The 17,516-nt window shown below is 73.2% G+C and carries 15 protein-coding genes; 3 read left to right on the top strand and 12 right to left on the bottom strand.

The annotated features are described in order from the left end of the window. Positions 1 to 25: 25 nt before the first annotated feature. The 4 genes from ACIPK4_RS04190 to ACIPK4_RS04175 form a co-directional block, all read right to left on the bottom strand. The gene (locus tag ACIPK4_RS04190) at positions 26 to 781 is read right to left on the bottom strand and encodes an AIM24 family protein (protein ID WP_402309165.1); all 756 of its coding nucleotides are present in this window, start codon (positions 779 to 781) and stop codon (positions 26 to 28) included. A 17-nt stretch (positions 782 to 798) separates the two neighbouring features. Further along, positions 799 to 1,479 (bottom strand): AIM24 family protein, encoded by a 681-nt coding sequence (locus ACIPK4_RS04185; protein ID WP_134074411.1) that lies wholly within the window; start codon positions 1,477 to 1,479, stop codon positions 799 to 801. 20 nt (positions 1,480 to 1,499) lie between these two features. Next, positions 1,500 to 3,212 carry a TerD family protein gene (locus tag ACIPK4_RS04180; RefSeq protein ID WP_402309163.1) on the bottom strand — a complete coding sequence of 571 codons (1,713 nt, stop codon included), beginning with the start codon at positions 3,210 to 3,212 and terminating at the stop codon, positions 1,500 to 1,502. Positions 3,213 to 3,343: 131 nt separating this feature from the next. Then, positions 3,344 to 3,988 carry a M48 family metallopeptidase gene (locus ACIPK4_RS04175; RefSeq protein ID WP_402309161.1) on the bottom strand — a complete coding sequence of 215 codons (645 nt, stop codon included), beginning with the start codon at positions 3,986 to 3,988 and terminating at the stop codon, positions 3,344 to 3,346. 106 nt (positions 3,989 to 4,094) lie between these two features. Here ACIPK4_RS04175 and ACIPK4_RS04170 point away from each other — a divergent pair, with 106 nt between their 5' ends. Both ACIPK4_RS04170 and ACIPK4_RS04165 read left to right on the top strand, forming a co-directional pair. After that, positions 4,095 to 5,198, top strand: a complete 1,104-nt coding sequence (locus ACIPK4_RS04170; protein WP_402309159.1) for a ThiF family adenylyltransferase — start codon at positions 4,095 to 4,097, stop codon at positions 5,196 to 5,198. Between the two features lie 208 nt (positions 5,199 to 5,406). Beyond that, entirely contained in the window at positions 5,407 to 6,735 is a 1,329-nt protein-coding gene (locus ACIPK4_RS04165; protein WP_402309157.1) for an ABC1 kinase family protein, read from the top strand. A 30-nt stretch (positions 6,736 to 6,765) separates the two neighbouring features. Here ACIPK4_RS04165 and ACIPK4_RS04160 read toward each other — a convergent pair whose 3' ends face one another. From ACIPK4_RS04160 to ACIPK4_RS04140, 5 genes are all read right to left on the bottom strand, one after another. Continuing rightward, a complete protein-coding gene (locus tag ACIPK4_RS04160) occupies positions 6,766 to 6,972 on the bottom strand; it encodes a hypothetical protein (protein WP_402309155.1) in 207 nt (68 codons plus the stop codon). 121 nt (positions 6,973 to 7,093) lie between these two features. Beyond that, positions 7,094 to 7,423, bottom strand: a complete 330-nt coding sequence (locus ACIPK4_RS04155; RefSeq protein ID WP_054223157.1) for a hypothetical protein — start codon at positions 7,421 to 7,423, stop codon at positions 7,094 to 7,096. Next, positions 7,420 to 7,791, bottom strand: coding sequence for a WhiB family transcriptional regulator (locus ACIPK4_RS04150; protein ID WP_054223158.1), 372 nt, complete (start codon positions 7,789 to 7,791; stop codon positions 7,420 to 7,422). The genes ACIPK4_RS04155 and ACIPK4_RS04150 overlap by 4 nt, the downstream gene beginning before the upstream one ends. 184 nt (positions 7,792 to 7,975) lie before the next feature. Beyond that, positions 7,976 to 8,311 carry a hypothetical protein gene (locus ACIPK4_RS04145; RefSeq protein WP_376197285.1) on the bottom strand — a complete coding sequence of 112 codons (336 nt, stop codon included), beginning with the start codon at positions 8,309 to 8,311 and terminating at the stop codon, positions 7,976 to 7,978. A gap of 168 nt (positions 8,312 to 8,479) precedes the next feature. Next, positions 8,480 to 10,708 carry an ATP-dependent DNA helicase UvrD2 gene (locus ACIPK4_RS04140; protein ID WP_402309152.1) on the bottom strand — a complete coding sequence of 743 codons (2,229 nt, stop codon included), beginning with the start codon at positions 10,706 to 10,708 and terminating at the stop codon, positions 8,480 to 8,482. A gap of 138 nt (positions 10,709 to 10,846) precedes the next feature. On the opposite strand from ACIPK4_RS04140, the gene ACIPK4_RS04135 reads away from it, so the two are divergent. After that, positions 10,847 to 11,107 carry a mycoredoxin gene (locus ACIPK4_RS04135; RefSeq protein ID WP_054223160.1) on the top strand — a complete coding sequence of 87 codons (261 nt, stop codon included), beginning with the start codon at positions 10,847 to 10,849 and terminating at the stop codon, positions 11,105 to 11,107. An 89-nt stretch (positions 11,108 to 11,196) separates the two neighbouring features. On the opposite strand, the gene nudC is transcribed toward ACIPK4_RS04135, so the two are convergent. The 3 genes from nudC to ACIPK4_RS04120 all read right to left on the bottom strand — a co-directional run bounded on the left by nudC (position 11,197) and on the right by ACIPK4_RS04120 (position 17,482). After that, positions 11,197 to 12,138, bottom strand: a complete 942-nt coding sequence (gene nudC, locus ACIPK4_RS04130) for an NAD(+) diphosphatase (RefSeq protein WP_082410460.1) — start codon at positions 12,136 to 12,138, stop codon at positions 11,197 to 11,199. Positions 12,139 to 12,261: 123 nt separating this feature from the next. After that, positions 12,262 to 13,668 carry a dipeptidase gene (locus ACIPK4_RS04125; protein ID WP_402309151.1) on the bottom strand — a complete coding sequence of 469 codons (1,407 nt, stop codon included), beginning with the start codon at positions 13,666 to 13,668 and terminating at the stop codon, positions 12,262 to 12,264. A 10-nt stretch (positions 13,669 to 13,678) separates the two neighbouring features. Then, positions 13,679 to 17,482: a UvrD-helicase domain-containing protein gene (locus ACIPK4_RS04120; protein WP_402309150.1), complete on the bottom strand. Its 3,804-nt coding sequence runs from the start codon at positions 17,480 to 17,482 to the stop codon at positions 13,679 to 13,681. Between the last annotated feature and the right edge of the window lie 34 nt (positions 17,483 to 17,516).

Below are 17,516 nucleotides of genomic sequence, written 5' to 3'. Positions count from 1 at the left end.
TGTGTCGAGCGCCGTGCGCCGTGCGTCAGTTCCAGGCGTTGTTCTGGTTCTGGGCGTGGACGCCGTGCTGGCCCATGCCGTACTGCGCGGCCATGCCCTGCCCGAGCTGGGCGTTCTGCGGGGGCAGCACCTCGCTGGGCTGCACCAGCGCGAAGCCGGTGCCGAGGAAGCTGAGCTCCCAGCCCTCGCCCGTGCTGCCGCGCCGCCGCCAGACGCCGCTGGAGTGCGTCTGGGCCTGCATCTGCACGCGCAGCGAGGTGGACCAGGCGACGATCGCGTCCGCGTCGGCGTTGACGTACTTGTCGGGCGTGACCTGCATCATCAGCGGCTGCCCGGAGGTCATCAGCGCGACCTTGCCGCGGCCGGTGATGTTGAGCTGGTACTTGCCGGAGCCGGAGATCCCGTACTGGCTGTCGACCGCGATGGCCTCGGTGTGCAGGGTGGAGTCCATGGCCAGCACGTAGCCGCTGTCGACGGTGAGGCCGTCCTGGTCCACGTCCACGACGTGGACGTACTGGGCGAGGTTGGCGAAGTAGACCGTGCCCTGCCCGGAGCAGCGCATCAGGTCGAGGCCCTCACCGGTGCGGGCGCGGGCGGTGCGCTGCGTGGTGCTCTGGTACTCGCCGTCGAAGTCGATGATGCCCTGGTAGGCGACCATGGCGCCCTTGCGGGCGAGTACGTCGTCGGAGCCGGCCAGGGTGACCCGCAGCAGCTGCGGGTTCTGGACGGCGTACCGCTCCTGGGACTGCTGCTCGGCATGGCCGAAAAGTGAGCTCTGCATGATGTGTCCGCTCCCCCTCAGCCCCGGGTCCGGAGCCGGTCGGTGCTGTCCTCGCTGGGCTGTACGACGACGATGCCCTGGCCGGAGAAGGCCATCTGGTAGGCCTCCCCGCTGCCCCGGCCGATCATCGACGAGGCCTTGAAGCTGCGCTTGCCCTTCACCTTGAGGTTCGGGGACCAGGCGACGAGCGCGTCCGGGTCGACGTACGTCTCGTCCTCGCCGCGGCCGCAGTCGACCACGATCGGGGTGCCCCGGGAGGTGATGGCGACCCAGCCGGTACCCGAGACCTGCACGTTGAACAGGCCCTGGCCGGCGAACTTGGCCATGCCCTTGACCCGTTCGACGCCCCACTGGAGGTGGGCGTCGAAGGCGAGCAGGTTGGTGCCGTTGACGGAGAGCGCGTCGTTGTTGAGGTTGATCACGACGACGTCGGCGCCGTAGTCGGCGAGGTAGAGCAGGCCGTCGCCGGTGCACTTCATCAGCGGGGCGCCCTCGCCGGTGAGCCACTGGGAGGCCATCTGGCGCAGGGCCGGCGGGTTGGGCTCGTACTGGACGAAGCCCTCGTAGGCGACCATCGACCCGGTGCGCGCGAAGAGGTCCTGGCCGCTCTGCATGGCGACCTTGAGCATGGCCCGGCCGTGGTTCTCCATGCGGGCCGTGACGGGGGTGGGGGCGTAGCCCGCGAGCTGCTGGTTCATTGCGTTCATGACGGGCTCCCTCAGACCTCGTACGGCTGGACGACGATGAAGTTGCCGGGAGCGCCGCGGAACTGGAGGTTCACGGTCTCCCCGCTGTGGCCGGGGTAGGCGTTGCGCCGCAGCCGGACCTGGCTGGAGACGATCACCTGGGAGGCCGCGGACCAGGCGACGATGGCGTTGCTGTCGGCGAAGGTGGTCGGGGTGACGGGCAGCACGACCGGTGTGCCGTGCGTCTTGACGATCACCGTGCCGGAGCCCTGGAACAGCATCGTGAACAGGGCGCCGCCGGGGATGCCGTGGCCCTCGATGCGGCGGACCTCGTGCTGGAGGCTCTCGTCGAAGGCGAGGACGCTTTCGGCGGAGACGCAGATCCCGTCGCCCTGGAGCTCGATGGCGTGCAGGTGGGCGCCGTTCTCGGCGAGGAAGACCTGGCCGCGGCCGCTGCAGCGCATCAGCTGCATCTCCTGGCCGGTGGCGTTGCCGACGATGCGGCCGGCGAAGCCGGCGCCCTTGTAGCTGAAGTCGACCTTGCCCTGGTAGAGGACCATGCTGCCCTGGCGGGCGAGGACGGGCTGGCCGCCCATGGACAGGTCGACCCGCATGAGCTGGTGGTTCTGCGCGGTCCAGCGGGCGCCCGTGGGGACTTCCTTGTACGGCTGGAGGGCGGCGGTGAGTCCGGCGCCGGCGGGGTGCGGGGCGCCGCCCTGGCCGTAGCCGGGCTGCTGGCCGGGCATCTGGCCGTACGGGGGCGGCTGCTGGCCGGGGACGTGGCCGTGACCGGGGGGCTGCTGGCCGTAGGGCGCGGGGGCCGGGGCCGGAGGCGGGACCTGGCCGCCGTAGCCGGGCATCTGGCCGCCGTACGAGGGCTGCGGCGGCCGGCCGTACGAGGGCGGCCCGGGGGGCTGCGGGGCGTGCGGCGGCTGGCCGTACGGTGCGGGGGCCGGCGGGGTGGTGAGCGGGCCGACCATGGTCGGGGCCGAGTGCACGGGAGCGGGCGCGCCGGGCTGCTGGTACTGCGGGGCGGGAGCAGGGGCGGGCGCGGGCTGCGGGACGTACGGGGCCTGCGGGGCGGGCGGGGCCTGGACCGGGGTGCCGAAGGACGGCGCCGGGGCGGCGGCACCCTGCGGCGGCGGGGCGAATCCCGGCGCGGCGCCGGACGGGGCCGGGGCCTGCGGCTGCTGCTGCGGGGCCTGCTGCTCGTCCTCCTCGGCGACCTCGCCGCCGAAGTTCTTCAGCAGTGCGGCGAGTCCGCCGTCGAAGCCCTGGCCGACGGCGGCGAAGCGCCACACGTCCTTGAGGTAGAAGTCGCCGAGCATCACGGCGCGCTCGGTGGTGAACTCCGCACCGGTGAAGGAGTACCGGACGACCTCTTCGCCGCCGGCCACGATCCGGATGTAGCCCGGTCCGATCTGCGACATCTGTCCGTCGCCGTCGACCGTGGCGGTGAAGGACAGCTTGTGGATGCTCGCCGGGACGCGGTCCAGCGTCACGCGGAAGGACTCGGTGTCGCCGGCCTGCGGGCCGAGCTGCTGGATGGACTCCTCCGGCGACTTCGGCTGGTTGTAGAAGACGAAGTACCGGTCGTCCGACAGCTGCTCGTTGGCGTCAAGGCCGAAGCAGCTGATGTCGAAGGCGAGTCCGGGCCCGGCGATCTGGACGCCCACGTACAGATCGGTGCCGGCCGTCAGATCGCTGATCTTGGCCTTGTGACCGCGTTGGAATTGCCTGGCCATACGTAACGACCGTCCCCCATCCCGACTGTGAAATGCGTGCCGCTCAGGCTAGCCGCATCTGCCGACATCCGGCCAAGCCGGTACCGACCCGGTACATATCGATACGTCCGCGCCCGGGACGAGCGGACCGGTCATTCCTCCCGGGCCGCGGGGACCTTGGGCAGGCGCTCGGCGGCGACCACTCCCTCCAGGTAGCCGCGGGCCCGCTCGGTGCGCGGATAGGCGTCGAGCAGTTCCCAGAAGCGGGGCCCGTGGCCGGGCACGAGGAGGTGTGCCAGCTCGTGCAGCAGCACGTAGTCGACGACGTACTCCGGCATCCCCTGGAGGCGGTGCGAGAGCCGGATGCTGCCTTCGGCCGGGGTGCAGGAACCCCAGCGCGTGTTCTGGTTGGTGACCCAGCGCACCGAGCGGGGCCGGGCACGGCCGCTGAAGTACTGCTCGGACAGACGCTCGGCGCGTTCCGTGAGTTCCGCGTCCCCGAGGGTGCGCCTGCTCTCCTGTGCGGCCAGCTTGTCGAGCATGACCCCCACCCAGCGCTGCTCCTCGGCCTCGGACATCCGGGCAGGGATGAGGACGACCGTCCGGTCACCCTCGCGGTAGGCGGAGACGGTCCTGCGGCGGCGCGCGCTCCGGCGGACTTCGACGGCGCGCTGCTGTGGGTCGGCGGACACGCCCCAGACCGTACCCGCTCGCCGTGGCCGAAGTCCTGCCGCTCCACCGTTCGAACATGATCGATTCGAAGGTGGCACAGGAAGCGTCCCTTTTCTCCATCTCATATGCCTAATACCTCTTGCCTGTGGACAAATACGCGCGGGGAATGCGGCGGGCGGGCACTCTGCGGGGGAAGGGAACGAGACGCGGTGCGTACGGAGGGGGAGAGCCATGTATCCGAAGGTGAAGCCGGCGCTGGCGAGGGCGTGGCGGGATCTGCAGACGGTGCAGTTCGGGGTGACGCCCGCTCATGCGGTGGTGCTCGGCCCCGTGGACACGGCGACGGGATCGCTGATCGACCGGATCGACGGGACGCGGGGCATGGAGCTGCTGCGCGCGGAGGCGGCGGCCGTGGGGCTGCCCGAGGGGCAGGTGGACACGCTGGTCCGGCGGCTGGCGGCGGCCGGGCTGCTCGACGACGCGACCGCGGGCGGTCCGCGGGCGCAGGCCCTGCGCAAGCGGCCGGAGGCACTGGAGCGGCTCGGGCCCGACCTGGGCTCGCTGTCGCTGGTGCACCGGGAGCCGGGGGGCGACTTGCGGGGCGCCGCGGCGCGGCGGGCCATACGGGTCCAGGTGCGCGGGAGCGGCCGCGTGGGCGGGATGATCGCGGGGGTCCTGGCCGGAGCCGGCGTGGGCCGCATCGAGGTTCTCGACGGCGGCCGGGTGGAGCCGGCTGACGTGGCACCGGGCGGGCTCGGTCCCGGCAGCGTGGGCCGGCTGCGGGCCGAGGCGGCGGCGGGGCTGGTCCGCGAATCGGCCCCCGCGCGCCCGCCGCGGACCACGGAGCACGAGGGGCCGGGACCGGCAGTGTCCCTGGTGGTGGTCGCGCCCCGCGACGGCCTACAGGCCTGGGCCCCGGATCCTGGCACCGCGGCCGACTGGATCGCCACCGGCACCCCGCACCTGTACGCCGGGGTGCTGGAGGGCACCGGGCTGGTCGGGCCGCTGGTGCTGCCGGGTGCCACGGGGTGCGCGGGCTGTATGGAGCGCGCCCGGGTCGAGGCGGATCCGGCCTGGCCGCGGATGCTGGTCCAGTGGCGCTCGGCGCACCGCCGCCGGGCCACCGCGGCCTGTGACCTGGGCCTGGCCACGGCGGTGGCCGGCCTCGCCGCGGCGCACGCCCTGTCCTTCCTCGACGGCGAGCTGCCCGCCTCCACGGCCTCGCGCTGGGAAGCGGCGCTCCCCGCCGTCCACTGGGAGCAGACGGCCGTGCGCCCGCATCCCGACTGCCCGTGCGCCGCGGCCAGGGTCCCGGCGGAACAGGGGGCGAGGTGACGAAGGTTCGGTCCGATGTCGGGCCGTGCCCGCCCCGCAGGGCGGATGCTGTCCCGGGGCGGGGAGTCCCGGGGCGGGGAGTCCCACCCCGTCCGGGGCCGGTGCCTCGGACGGGGTGGGGCCGGGGCGCCATGACAGGATGCGGTTGTCCGAGGGGTCATCCCGAACCGCCGCTTGCGGCACAGCTGTCTGGGAATTGGAGGGGCTCATGTCTGATCTTCCCCGGAAGGCGGTCACCCGCACCGTCAAGCTGGCCGCGCTGCCACTCGGCTTCGCGGGCCGGGTCACCTGGGGGCTGGGGAAGCGGATCGGGGGCAAGTCGGCGGAGATCGTGGCGCGCGAGCTCCAGCAGCGCACCGCCGAGCAGCTGTTCCGCACGCTCGGGGAGCTGAAGGGCGGTGCCATGAAGTTCGGGCAGGCGCTCTCGGTCTTCGAGTCGGCCCTGCCGGAGGAGGTCGCCGGACCGTACCGGGCGGCGCTGACCAAGCTTCAGGAAGCGGCTCCGCCGCTGCCCGCCGAGACGGTGCACCAGGTACTGGCGGACCGGCTCGGGGCCGACTGGCGGGACCTGTTCGAGGAGTTCGAGGACAAGCCGGCCGCGGCGGCCTCGATCGGGCAGGTGCACCGGGCGGTGTGGCACGACGGCCGGCAGGTCGCGGTGAAGGTCCAGTACCCGGGGGCCGGCGAGGCGCTGCTGTCGGACCTGAGGCAACTGGGCCGGTTCGCGGGGCTGCTGGGGCCGCTGGTTCCGGGCATGGACGTCAAGCCGTTGATCGAGGAGCTGCGCGACCGGGTCGCGGAGGAGCTGGACTACGAGCTGGAGGCCGAGGCCCAGCGGATCCACGCGGACGCGTTCGAGGGCGACGAGGACGTGGTCGTGCCGGATGTCGTGCACCAGGGCGACCAGGTGCTGGTGACCGAGTGGATGGAGGGGACCCCGCTGTCGGAGGTGATAGCGGACGGCACCCCGGAGGAACGTGACCGTGCCGGTCAGCTGCTGGCCCGGTTCCTCTTCTCGGGGCCCGCGCGCACCGGGCTGCTGCACGCCGATCCGCACCCGGGCAACTTCCGCCTGATATCCGGGGCGGACGGCCGCATACGGCTGGGCGTGCTGGACTTCGGCACCGTCGACCGGCTGCCCGGCGGCTGGCCCAAACCCATCGGCACGTCGCTGCGGATGACGCTGGACGGCGACGCCGAGGGGACCTACGGGCACCTGTGCGCCGAGGGGTTCGTGAAGGAGTCCATCGAACTGGACCCGGAGGCGGTGCTGGACTACCTGCTGCCCATCATCGAGCCGGCCCGGGCGGAGGAGTTCACATTCACGCGGCCGTGGCTGCGCGGTCAGGCGGCCCGGATCGCCGATCCCCGCTCCCCCGCGCACCAGTTGGGCCGGCAGATCAATCTGCCGCCGTCGTACCTGCTGATCCACCGGGTGACGCTGAGCACCATCGGGGTGCTGTGCCAGCTGGGCGCGACGGTACGGCTGCGGGGCGAACTGGAGTCCTGGCTCCCGGGGTTCCTGCCCGAGGACTGAGCGCGGTGACAGGGGGCCGGCGGCCCTCTGTCACCACCAGGACGAATCGAGGCGGCCCTCGATCGCCCTGAGGTTGGCCCGCGCGCAGTCGACGCAGAAGTACTGTCTGGCCCCGTTCTCCACCGAGCAGGTCCAGGTGGGCGGGGCGCCGTCTGGGGCCTTCTTGCCGCAGCGCGCGCAGACGACGGGCTGGGCCTCGGGTCCCGACGGGGCGGGGTGGGGAGTCGGCTGGTCCACCTCCAGACGATATCCCCGCGAGGGGTGGAGAGCCCTGCGCAACGCACCGGGGGGACCGGTCCGTTCGGACCGGTCCCCCGTACGCTGCGGCGCCGCTGGTCAGCGGCGGCTGCGTGGCTGCTTACTGCATGACGGCCATGGCGAGCGCACGCCGGGCGCGCAGCGAGACGCGCTCGGCTCGCCGCTGCATGCGGCGGGCGGCGACCAGGCGCAGGGCGCGACGCTCGGCGTCGACCTCACGCATGCGGTCGTCCATATGGGCACGAGCCAGGGCTTCTGGGATGAGTTGCATTTCGCGGGTCCTGTTCTGACGCGAGGTGATCGCGCCGGCGGTGATGAAGTCTGCGGTGGCGGAGCCGTGCGGCTGCTCGCTCGTCGTGTGGGCGGTCATGAGGGCCTGCTTCAAGGGGTCGTGCGTCAGGGGGCGGTCGATGGTTCCGATGGCGGTCATGCCGCGGCAACCGGGTTCTTGCGCGGACGGCCACGGGGCCGCTTCCGGGCTACGACAACGCCCTGGACGAACAGCTCGCCACCCCAGACACCCCAGGGCTCGCGGCGCTCGAGCGCGCCGGCGAGGCAGGCCTCGACCAGCGGGCAGGTGGCGCACAGGGACTTGGCGTACTCGACGTCGGCCGGGGACTCGGCGAAGAAGACCTCGGGGTCGTAGGTACGGCAGGCGACGGGTACGCCGAGGTTCTCGATGGCGTCGTCGAGCGCGGTCAGCGCGGTGAGGGGAGTCAAGGTGGAGTCCTCCGGGACTGCGGGCGGGGAGATCGTCTGGGTCTGCGGTACGGACGGGGCGTGCGCTTCGAGTTGCACGGTGTTTTCTTCCTCGTCTTGGTTGGCTAGTCGTTCCGGCCGGGTTCGGCCGGGGGCGGCTGGTACCTGGTCTTGCCAGTCCCGAGGCTCCTTCGTGCTGCCGTCCCCGTTCGGGGACAAACAGAAGGGCCGCGGATCCCGGGTGGGGTTCCGCGGCCCTGAAGGCGCCGGCCTGATCGTGAAATCAGGCTGGATCACTCCAGGGTTCGAGCCCACGGAAGGCCCACATCAGGTGGTGCTGCTGCTTCGTCTGCGTCGTCTTGGATCCGGCACCGGCTGCGGCCGCAAACCCATAGGCGCCGTGCGCCTGGGCTTCCAGTACTGCCACCGGTGCCTGGGTCGGTCGCTCATTCCGCACGCTCGCCAGGAGCGCCGAGGGCGCAGCCAGCAGGGCAGGGCTGTCAGCGGAAATCGCGGACAGACCGGTACCCAGGAGCGGGAGGAGCGAGGAGGAGCCGAGCGTGCAGGAAGCGGCGACCGAGCGATCGGTCATTTTGGTGGTGGTGATGAAGCTGGTCACTGGTCTCGCCTCCTCTCGGCGTCTCGGGGACGGGGGCCCGGGGGCCTGTCCCATACGTATTCGGATAAGTACAGCACGGATCCGGAGCTTCGGAGAAGCCACCGTTTCCGTTGCTAAGAACCTATGGGGATTCGCTGGGCATGTGCAAACTATTTTTCCGACGAGTTTCTACGCGTCGTCAGGTTGGCCGCCCCCAGGCTCTTGACCTGCACAGATGGCCAGGACATCAGCCCCGTACCGGTCGAGCTTGCGGCCGCCGACTCCAGAGATCATCGAGAGCTCACCCTCCTCGGACGGCGCGGCCTCGGCGATCGCGACGAGCGTCTTGTCCGTGAACACGCAGTACGCGGGCAGTCCCTGCTCCTTGGCCTGGCCCGCGCGCCACTCCCGCAGCCGCTCGTAGAGACCCTCGTCCATGTCGGACGGGCAGTCCTCGCAGCGCATCAGCTTCAGCTCGCCGGCCTCGGTGAGGGTCTTGCCGCACACCCGGCACAGCGTCGGTCCACGGCGTCCGCGGGTGCGCGGCGCCCGCTCGGCGGCCGGACCGCCGGCCCGGCCGCCGGGGGCCGCAGAGCCCGGCCGCAGCCCGTTCAGGAAGCGGCTGGGGCGTCGGGAGGGCCGGCCGCCCGGAGCCCGCGAGAGCGCCCAGGAGAGCGTCAGGTGGTGGCGTGCCCGCGTGACGCCGACATAGAGGAGCCGGCGTTCCTCCTCCACCTGTTCGTCGGTCTTGGCGTACGTGATCGGGACCATGCCGTCGGTGAGGCCGGCCAGGAACACGGCGTCCCACTCCAGGCCCTTCGCGGCGTGCAGCGAGGCGAGGGTGACGCCCTGGACGGTCGGGGCGTGCTGGGCCGCCCGGCGCTCGTCCAGCTCGACGGTCAGGTCGGCCAGGGTCGCGCCGGGCCTGCTCCGGGCGAAGTCCTCGGCGAGCCGGACCAGGGCGGCCACGGACTCCCACTGGTCGCGGACGGCGCCGGAGCCGGCGGGCGGCTCGGCGGTCCAGCCGGTGGAACTGAGGACGGCCCGGACCTGGGAGCCGAGTTCGACGACGTCGTCGAGCAGGGGGTCGTTGCCGCCGGAGCGGGCGGCGCCGCGCAGGGCGAGGATCGCCTTCTGCACCTCCCCGCGCTCGAAGAAGCGCTCGGCGCCGCGCAGCTGGTACGGCACCCCGGCGTCCGCGAGGGCCTGCTCGTACACCTCGGACTGGGCGTTGATGCGGTAGAGCACGGCGATCTCGCCGGCCGGGACGCCCGCCGCGATCAGGTCCCGGATCCGCAGCGCGACGCCCTCGGCCTCGGCGGGCTCGTCGGGGTACTCGGCGTACACCGGGTCGGGGCCGGGCTCGCGCTGGGAGATCAGTTCCAGGCGGTGCTCGGCGGCGCGCCCCTTGGCCTGGCCCAGCAGCCCGTTGGCGAGGTGGACGACCTGAGGGGTGGAGCGGTAGTCGCGGACCAGCTTGACCAGCGTCGCCTGCGGGTAGCGGGTGCGGAAGTTCAGCAGGTGGTCCGGGGTTGCCCCCGTGAAGGAGTAGATCGTCTGGCTGGCGTCCCCGACCACGCAGAGGCTGTCGCGCTCGCCGAGCCACAGGTCCAGCAGCCGCTGCTGGAGCGGGCTGACGTCCTGGTACTCGTCCACCACGAAGTGCTGGTACTGGGTGCGGATCTGCTCGGCGATGTCGTGCCGGTCCTGGAGGATGCCGACCGTGAGCAGCAGCACGTCCTCGAAGTCGATCACGCCGCGGTCGCGCTTGAGCTGCTCGTACGTCCCGTAGATCTGGGCGATCTCCGCCATGTCCCGGGGGGCCTCGCGGCCCGCCTTGAGGGCCGCGGCGGGGTAGTCGGAGGGCACGGTCTGGGTGACCTTCGCCCACTCGATCTCGCCCGTGACGTCGCGCAGCTCGCCGCGGTCGAGCCGGATGCGGCAGCGCGCGCCGGCCTCGGCGACGAGCTGGACCTTGCGCTCGACGAGCCGGGGCACGTCGCCGCCGATCGCCTTGGGCCAGAAGTACTGGAGCTGGCGCAGGGCGGCGGAGTGGAACGTCCGCGCCTGCACCCCGCCCGCGCCCAGAGAGCGCAGACGGCCGCGCATCTCGCCGGCGGCGCGGTTGGTGAAGGTGACGGCCAGGACACTGGCCGGCATCAGCTGGCCCGAGCGGACCCCGTAGGCGATCCGGTGGGTGATCGCCCGGGTCTTGCCCGTGCCCGCGCCCGCCAGCACGCACACCGGCCCGCGCAGGGTCGTCGCGACCTGGCGCTGCTCCGGGTCCAGGCCCAGGAGCACCGCGTCGGCCGAGTCCGCGCCGGCGGGGAAGGATGAGGAGTGCGTTGCTGATGTCACCCCGCCATGCTGCCAGGTCCCGCGGGGCGGACGGGAAACCCGTCCACAGGGTGCGCGCATTCGTCGTACCGGTCCGCGTCCCGCGTGACGCACCTTACGCACTTGACGTACCAGGGGCACCGCGGCTGCGGGAATGGCCCCGCGGTCCCGTACGTTCGAGTACTCGGACCAGCCAGACCCCACAGAGGAGACCGCAGCATGCAGGACACGGGTTCCGTGACGATGTACAGCACGACCTGGTGCGGCTACTGCCGCCGGCTGAAGACCCAGCTGGACCGGGAAGGCATCGCGTACAACGAGATCAACATCGAGCTGGACCCCGAGTCCGCGGCGTTCGTCGAGAAGGCGAACGGCGGCAACCAGACGGTCCCGACCGTCCTCGTGGTGTCCCCGGCCGGGGCCGAGTCGGTCATGACGAACCCGAGCCTGGCCCAGGTCAAGCAGGCCCTCGCCGTCTGACCTCCGGCCACCGGACCGGTGCGCTGCGAACAGAGAGGCCCCCGCCGCCGCGGGGGCCTTCTGCTGCGACGTGCCTTACGTGCCGGGCCTCACGCGACCGGGCGCGGCAGCGGCTCCCCGTACCAGCGCTCGACCAGGCGGGCCGCGATGGAGATCCCCGACGGGGGCACCATCTCGCCGCTCTCGAACGCGGCGCGCAGCTCCTCGCGGGAGAACCAGCGGGCCTCCTGGATCTCCTCGCCGTCGACCGTGATCTCGGTGGTGGTGGCCCGCGCCGTGAAGCCCAGCATCAGGCTGTACGGGAACGGCCAGGGCTGGCTGGCGACGTACTCGACCTCACCGACCCGGATGCCCGCCTCCTCCCACACCTCGCGGACGACGGACTGCTCGATCGACTCGCCCGGCTCCACGAACCCGGCCAGCGTCGAGAAGCGCCCCTCCGGCCAGTGCACCTGGCGCCCCAGCAGCGCACGGTCGTGCTCGTCGGTGACCAGCATGATCACCGCCGGGTCGGTGCGCGGGTAGTGCTCGGCGCCGCAGCCGGGGCAGCGCCGGATGTGCCCGGCGGCCGCGACCACGGTGCGCTCGCCGCAGCGGGAGCAGAAGCGGTGCATCCGCTGCCAGTTCTCCAGGGCCACCGCGTGCACCATCAGCCCGGCGTCGCGCGGGCCCAGCAGCAGCCCGGCCTCCCGCAGGCCGGCCGGGCGGGCCGACTGGTCCATCCGGCCCGGCAGCGAGTCCTTCTGGAGCGCGAAGTACCGTACGCCGTCGTCGTCGGTGCCCAGGAAGTAGCGGTGCGTCTCGGTGAGCGGGGCCTCGAAGGCCGGGGTCATCACGATCCCGGTCTCCCCGTCGGGGGTGTCGTCGATCAGGACCTGGCCGCCGGAGACCACGAAGACGCGGGTCGTCGGGTGGCTCCAGGCGGCCGCGAGCCAGGCCTCGTCGAGGCGGTGGTGCGCGGCGCGGTCGATCCCGCTGGGCGCGGCGAGCGAGATCGGGTGCTCGGTATGGGTGCTCACAGGTACTTCCAACTCCCCCGGTGGTGGGACAGGCAGGCTCAGTGACTCGTGACGGGTGACTCGTGACTCGTGGCTCGTGGCCGGGTGGCGCGGTGCGGCGGTGGGGTCAGGCGGGGTCCGGCGGGGTCCGGCGGGTCAGGCGGGGTTCCCGCGGCCCTCGGCCAGGTCACCCCACAGGTAGGCCGCCGTCTCGACGCCCTTCATGAGCAGGTCCAGCTCGACCTTCTCGTTCGGCGAGTGCCAGCCGTCGGACGGCACCGAGATGCCGAGGAACAGGACGGGCGCGTCCAGGACGTCCTGGAGGTCCGCCGCGGGTCCGGAGCCGCCCTCGCGGGTGAAGCGGACCTTCTCGCCGAACGCGCGGCCCATGGCCCGCACGACGGACCGCAGCGCCGGGTGGTCCAGCGGCGTCAGGCAGGGCCGGGTGGGCGCGCCGAACACGATCGAATGGCGGATCCCCTGCGGGATGCGCGCGGCGACCCAGTCCCTGACGGCCGCCTCGACCTCGTACGGGTCCTGCCCGGACACCAGCCGGAACGAGAGCTTCAGGTGGGCGGAGGCGGGCACGATGGTCTTGCCGCCGGGGCCCTGGTAGCCGCCGCCGATGCCGTTGACCTCGGCGGTCGGGCGGGCCCACACCCGCTCCAGGGTGGAGTAGCCCTTCTCGCCCGCGGCGGCGTGCGACTTGGCCGTGCGCAGCCATTCGGACTCGTCGAACGGCAGCTCGGCGATCAGCGCCCGCTCCTCGTCCGTGAGCTCGGCGATGTTGTCGTAGAAGCCGGGGATCGTGACCCGCTCGTCGGCGTCGTGCAGCGCCGCGACCAGGCGGGCGGCGACCGTCGCCGGATTGGGCACGGCCCCGCCGAAGGCCCCGGAGTGGATGTCCTGGTCGGGCCCGTGCAGGTCGATCTCGCAGTCGGCGACGCCGCGCATGCCGGTGCAGACGGTGGGCGTGGTCTCGGACCACATGCCGGTGTCGGAGACGATCACGATGTCGGTGGCGAGGCGCTGCGCCTCCCGCTCCACCAGCGCACGGAAGTGCGGGGAGCCCGACTCCTCCTCGCCCTCGACGAGCAGCTTCAGGTGCACGGCCGGGGCCTCGGCGCCGGTCGCGGCGAGGTGGGCCCGTACGCCGAGGGTGTGGAAGAAGACCTGCCCCTTGTCGTCGGCGGCGCCGCGCGCGTACATCCGGCCGTCCTTGACGACGGGCTCGAACGGGTCGGTGTGCCAGCCGTCGGCCACGGCGGCGGGCTGTACGTCGTGGTGCCCGTAGACGAGGACGGTCGGGGCGTCCGGATCCGCGCTCGGCCACTCGGCGAAGACGGCGGGCGCGCCGGGGGTCTCCCAGACCTCCGTGACCGGGAAGCCGGTCTCCTTGAGCTTCGCGGCGAGCCACTCGGCGCTGCGACGTACGTCGTCCGCGTGCTCGGGCTGGGCCGAGACGGAGGGGATGCGCAGCCACTCGGCGAGGTCGTCGAGGAAGGCGGCGCGGTGGGTGTCGATGTACGTGCGGACGACGCTGTCCGCCGGGGTTTCGCTCATGCCTACGAGCCTAACTGCCGGGTTGCGCGTCACTGTCCGTGTCCGATTTGCCTTGGAGGATCCGCTCAAGACGGGCCCGGTCGGGGAGGTTCCGGGGCCGGATCACGCGGCCGCTGCGGACGTGCAGGAAGGCGGCGGCGACCTCGTCGAGGGGCGTGCCGGTGGCTTCCGCCCAGGCCAGGCGGTAGACGGCGAGCTGGAGCGGATCGGCCTCGGTGGTGCGGCCGGTCTTCCAGTCGACGATCTCGTACGAGCCGTCGGGATTGCGGTACACGGCGTCGATCCGGCCACGGATGACGCGGCCGGCGAGGGTGAGCTGGACCGGGACCTCCATCCGGTGCGGGGTGCGCTCGGCGTACTCGCTGCGCTCGAAGGCGGCCTTGAGGGAGTCGAGGTCGGCCTCGTCGGCGATCTCCTGGTCGGAGCCGGGCAGCTCCGTGGCCGGGTCGAGGACGTCGAGGAGCGGCAGGGGCAGCTCGTCGAAGCGGGACTCGACCCAGGCGTGGAACCGGGTGCCCTGGCGGGCGGCGGGCTGCGGCGGCTTGGGCATGGGGCGGGCGAGATCGCGGGCGAACCCCTGGGCGTCCGCGGCCAGGCGCAGGAGCTGGCTGGCCGAGAGCGCGGCCGGGAGCTCGACGTCGCGCACGGCGGCGCGGGCACGCCGGAGCTCGCCCTCGAGGGCGTCGAGATCCCGGTCCCAGGAGGCGACGGCCCGCGCCTCTTCGGGGGTGAGGGCGGTGGGCGCCGTACGGGGGGCCCGGTGCCGGTCGCCGTGCGGCGGGCCGGAACGGTACGGGTCGCCCTGCGGCCGGCCGGAACGGTACGGGCCGGTGTCGCCGGGCGGCGGGGTCGGACCGGTCCCGGGCCCTTCGGCCCAGGGGTCAGCGGCCCAAGCCTCTTCGGCCCAGGGGTCGTCAGCCCACGTCTCTTCGGCCCAGGCGTCGTCGGCCCACGGCTCACCGGCCCCGGCCTGGGGGGCGCCGGCCCGGGTCTCTTCGGCCCGGGGGGTGGTTTCGCCTGCCGCGGCCCCTCCCGGAGCCGGGGTTGCGTCCCGGGCCCCGGGTACGGCTGCGCCGGCGGCCGGGGTCAGCTCGCCGCGCGCGTGCGGCACGGGCGCGGCGGCCTCGCCGGGCCCCCACACGTCGTCGCCCTCCGGCGCGCCGGTGCCCGGCCGGGCGGCGGTGGGCCCGTCCGGGGCCCAGAGGTCGTCGGCGGCCGGCTCCTGCGCGTACGACGGGTCCTCACAGTGCGGCGGCCACAGGTAGGGGTCCTCGGCCGGGGCCGACAGGTGGGATTCGACCAGGGCCGCCGCCGCCCGGCGCAGGGCCAGGGAGTCCGGGTCCAGGGGAAGGGGCCAGGACCCGTCCGCGGTGGACTCCGTGGCGAGGGACGGGTTCTCCGTGTCCGGGTCCGGTTCCTGCGCCCAGGCCTCGATCTCGCCGTGGCCCGCCACGCAGTGCTCGTACAGGGCGGTCAGGAAGGCGGAGGGACCGCGGCGCTTCTTCTGGGTGGGGCCCCACCAGTGCCCGGAGGCCAGCAGCAGCGAACGGGGCCGGGTGAACGTGACGTAGCCCAGGCGGAGCTCCTCCACCGCCTTGTGGTCCTTCAGGGCGGCCTTGAAGGACTTGAGCCCGGCCGAGGTCCACGCCGGATCGCCCGGGAGCGTGGCCGCGTCGCCGCGCAGCGCGTACGGCAGGACCTTGGCGTACGAGGTCCACGGCTCCGGCGCCTTCTCGTTCGGGAACGAGCCCGCGCACAGGTCCGGAACCACCACCACGTCCCACTCCAGCCCCTTGGACTTGTGGGCGGTGAGCACCTTCACCGTGTTCTCCCCGCCGGGCAGGGCGTGGTCCAGGCCCTTCTCGTACTGGACCGCCGTGCGCAGGAACCCGAGGAAGGCCAGCAGGGAGGCCTCGCCGTCGAGGGACGCGAAGCCGGCCGCCACGTCCAGGAAGCCGGACAGCGATTCGCGGCGCCGGGCCGCCAGCGCGTGCGGCGACGCGGACAGTTCGACGTCCAGGCCGGTCACGGCCAGCACCCGGTGCAGTACGTCCATCAGCGGGTCGGCGAGCGAGCGCCGCAGGTCGCGCAGTTCCTGGGCCAGGTGCGCGAAGCGGACCCTGGCCGCCGCCGAGAACGGCAGGTCGTCGGCGGACGCCGCCTGCCCCGATCCGTCCAGGAACGTCTCCAGCGCGTCCGCCAGCGAGACGACCTCCGCCGGGTCCACGCCCTCCACCGCCGCCGCGAGCCGTTCGTCCGGGTCCACCTCGCCCGGCGCGCGGCCGACCAGCTGCCGTGCCCGGCGGCCCAGCAGGGCCAGGTCGCGGGCGCCGATCCGCCAGCGCGGGCCGATCAGGAGCCGGACGAGGGAGGCGTTGGCGCCCGGGTCCTGGAGCACCTCGCACACGGCGACCAGGTCCGCGACCTCCGGCAGGTGCAGCAGGCCCGACAGCCCGACGACCTCGACCGGCACGTCCCGGGCCACCAGTACGGCCTGGATCTGCGCGAAGTCCCGCGCCGACCGGCACAGCACCGCGATCTCGCGGGGCTCCGTCCCCGTACGGACCAGGTGCGCGACCGAGTCCGCGAGCCATTCCAGCTCCTCGGCGTGCGTGTCCAGCAGGGCGCAGCGGACGGTTCCGGCCTGCTCCTCCCCCGGCGCCGCGCGCAGCGCTTCGACGCCCTCGTGCAGGGAGCGCAGCGGCGCGGCCAGCCCGTTGGCCAGGTCGAGGAGGCGGCCCCCGCTGCGCCGGTTCTCGCTGAGGGAGAAGCGGGTGGCGGGGCGGCCGTCGGCGTGCGGGAAGTGCTCGGGGAAATCGTCCAGGTTGGCCACGGACGCACCGCGCCAGCCGTAGATCGCCTGGCAGGGGTCCCCGACGGCGGTCACGGCATGACCGGTGCCCCCGCCGAACAGGCCGGACAGCAGCAGCCGCTGGGCGACGGAGGTGTCCTGGTACTCGTCGAGCAGGACCACCCGGAACTCCTCGCGCAGCAGCGTCCCCACCTCGGGGCGGGTCGTGGCGAGCTCCGCCGAGAGGGCTATCTGGTCGCTGAAGTCGAGCAGGTCGCGGGAGCGTTTGGCGGCGCGGTAGCGCTCGGTCAGCTCCAGCAGTTCGAGGCGGCCGCGCACGGCCTCGGGGACCTTGCGCAGGTCGTCGTTGGTGAGCCTGGTCGTGGCGAGGGCGTCGAGGAGCCCGGTGTCGTACGCGCGCAGCCGCGCCGGTGAGACCAGGTGCTCGGAGAGCTCTGCGTCGAGCGCGAGCAGGTCGCTGACCAGGTCGGGGACGGATTTGGTGAGCGCCGGGTACGGTCCGGGCGCCTCGCGCAGCACGCGCGCCGCGAGCTGGAAGCGGGTCGCGTCGGCGAGCAGCCGGGCGCTGGGCTCCAGGCCGATGCGCAGGCCGTGGTCCTTGAGCAGCTGGCCGGCGAAGGCGTGGTACGTGGAGATGCGGGGCTCGCCGCCGGCGGCGTCGGCGATCGCCGGGGCGGGGCTCCCCCCGGCGAGGACGGGGGGCGGGTCCGGGTCGGTGATGCCGGCCCGCGCGAGGGCCTTGCGCACGCGCTCGGCGAGCTCGGCGGCGGCCTTGTTGGTGAAGGTGAGGCCGAGGACCTGCTCGGGGGCGACCGCTCCGGTGCCGACCAGCCAGACCACGCGGGCGGCCATGACCGTGGTCTTGCCGGACCCGGCGCCGGCCACGATGACCTGCGGGGCGGCGGGGGCGGTGATGCAGGCCAGCTGTTCGGGCGTGAAAGGGATGCCGAGGAGCTCCTTGAGCTGCTCGGGGTCGGTGAGGACGGACGGACGCGCGGACACGTGAAGAGGCTAGCCCGAGCCACGGACACTCCCG

Origin of the sequence: Streptomyces sp. NPDC086989 (assembly GCF_044745505.1) — a bacterium.
Taxonomy (GTDB): Bacteria; Actinomycetota; Actinomycetes; order Streptomycetales; family Streptomycetaceae; genus Streptomyces.
This window is presented reverse-complemented; position numbering and strand designations above follow the sequence as displayed.

Bases quoted from the DNA above. Each gene is read 5' to 3' on its own strand.
- ACIPK4_RS04125 (WP_402309151.1), bottom strand. From the start codon at position 13,668: ATGAGCGAAACCCCGGCGGACAGCGTCGTCCGCACGTACATCGACACC.
- ACIPK4_RS04135 (WP_054223160.1), top strand. From the start codon at position 10,847: ATGCAGGACACGGGTTCCGTGACGATGTACAGCACGACCTGGTGCGGC.
- ACIPK4_RS04180 (WP_402309163.1), bottom strand. From the start codon at position 3,212: ATGGCCAGGCAATTCCAACGCGGTCACAAGGCCAAGATCAGCGATCTG.
- ACIPK4_RS04155 (WP_054223157.1), bottom strand. From the start codon at position 7,423: ATGACCGCCATCGGAACCATCGACCGCCCCCTGACGCACGACCCCTTG.
- ACIPK4_RS04175 (WP_402309161.1), bottom strand. From the start codon at position 3,988: ATGAGATGGAGAAAAGGGACGCTTCCTGTGCCACCTTCGAATCGATCA.
- ACIPK4_RS04140 (WP_402309152.1), bottom strand. From the start codon at position 10,708: ATGCGCGCACCCTGTGGACGGGTTTCCCGTCCGCCCCGCGGGACCTGG.
- ACIPK4_RS04170 (WP_402309159.1), top strand. From the start codon at position 4,095: ATGTATCCGAAGGTGAAGCCGGCGCTGGCGAGGGCGTGGCGGGATCTG.
- ACIPK4_RS04185 (WP_134074411.1), bottom strand. From the start codon at position 1,479: ATGAACCAGCAGCTCGCGGGCTACGCCCCCACCCCCGTCACGGCCCGC.
- ACIPK4_RS04190 (WP_402309165.1), bottom strand. From the start codon at position 781: ATGCAGAGCTCACTTTTCGGCCATGCCGAGCAGCAGTCCCAGGAGCGG.
- ACIPK4_RS04165 (WP_402309157.1), top strand. From the start codon at position 5,407: ATGTCTGATCTTCCCCGGAAGGCGGTCACCCGCACCGTCAAGCTGGCC.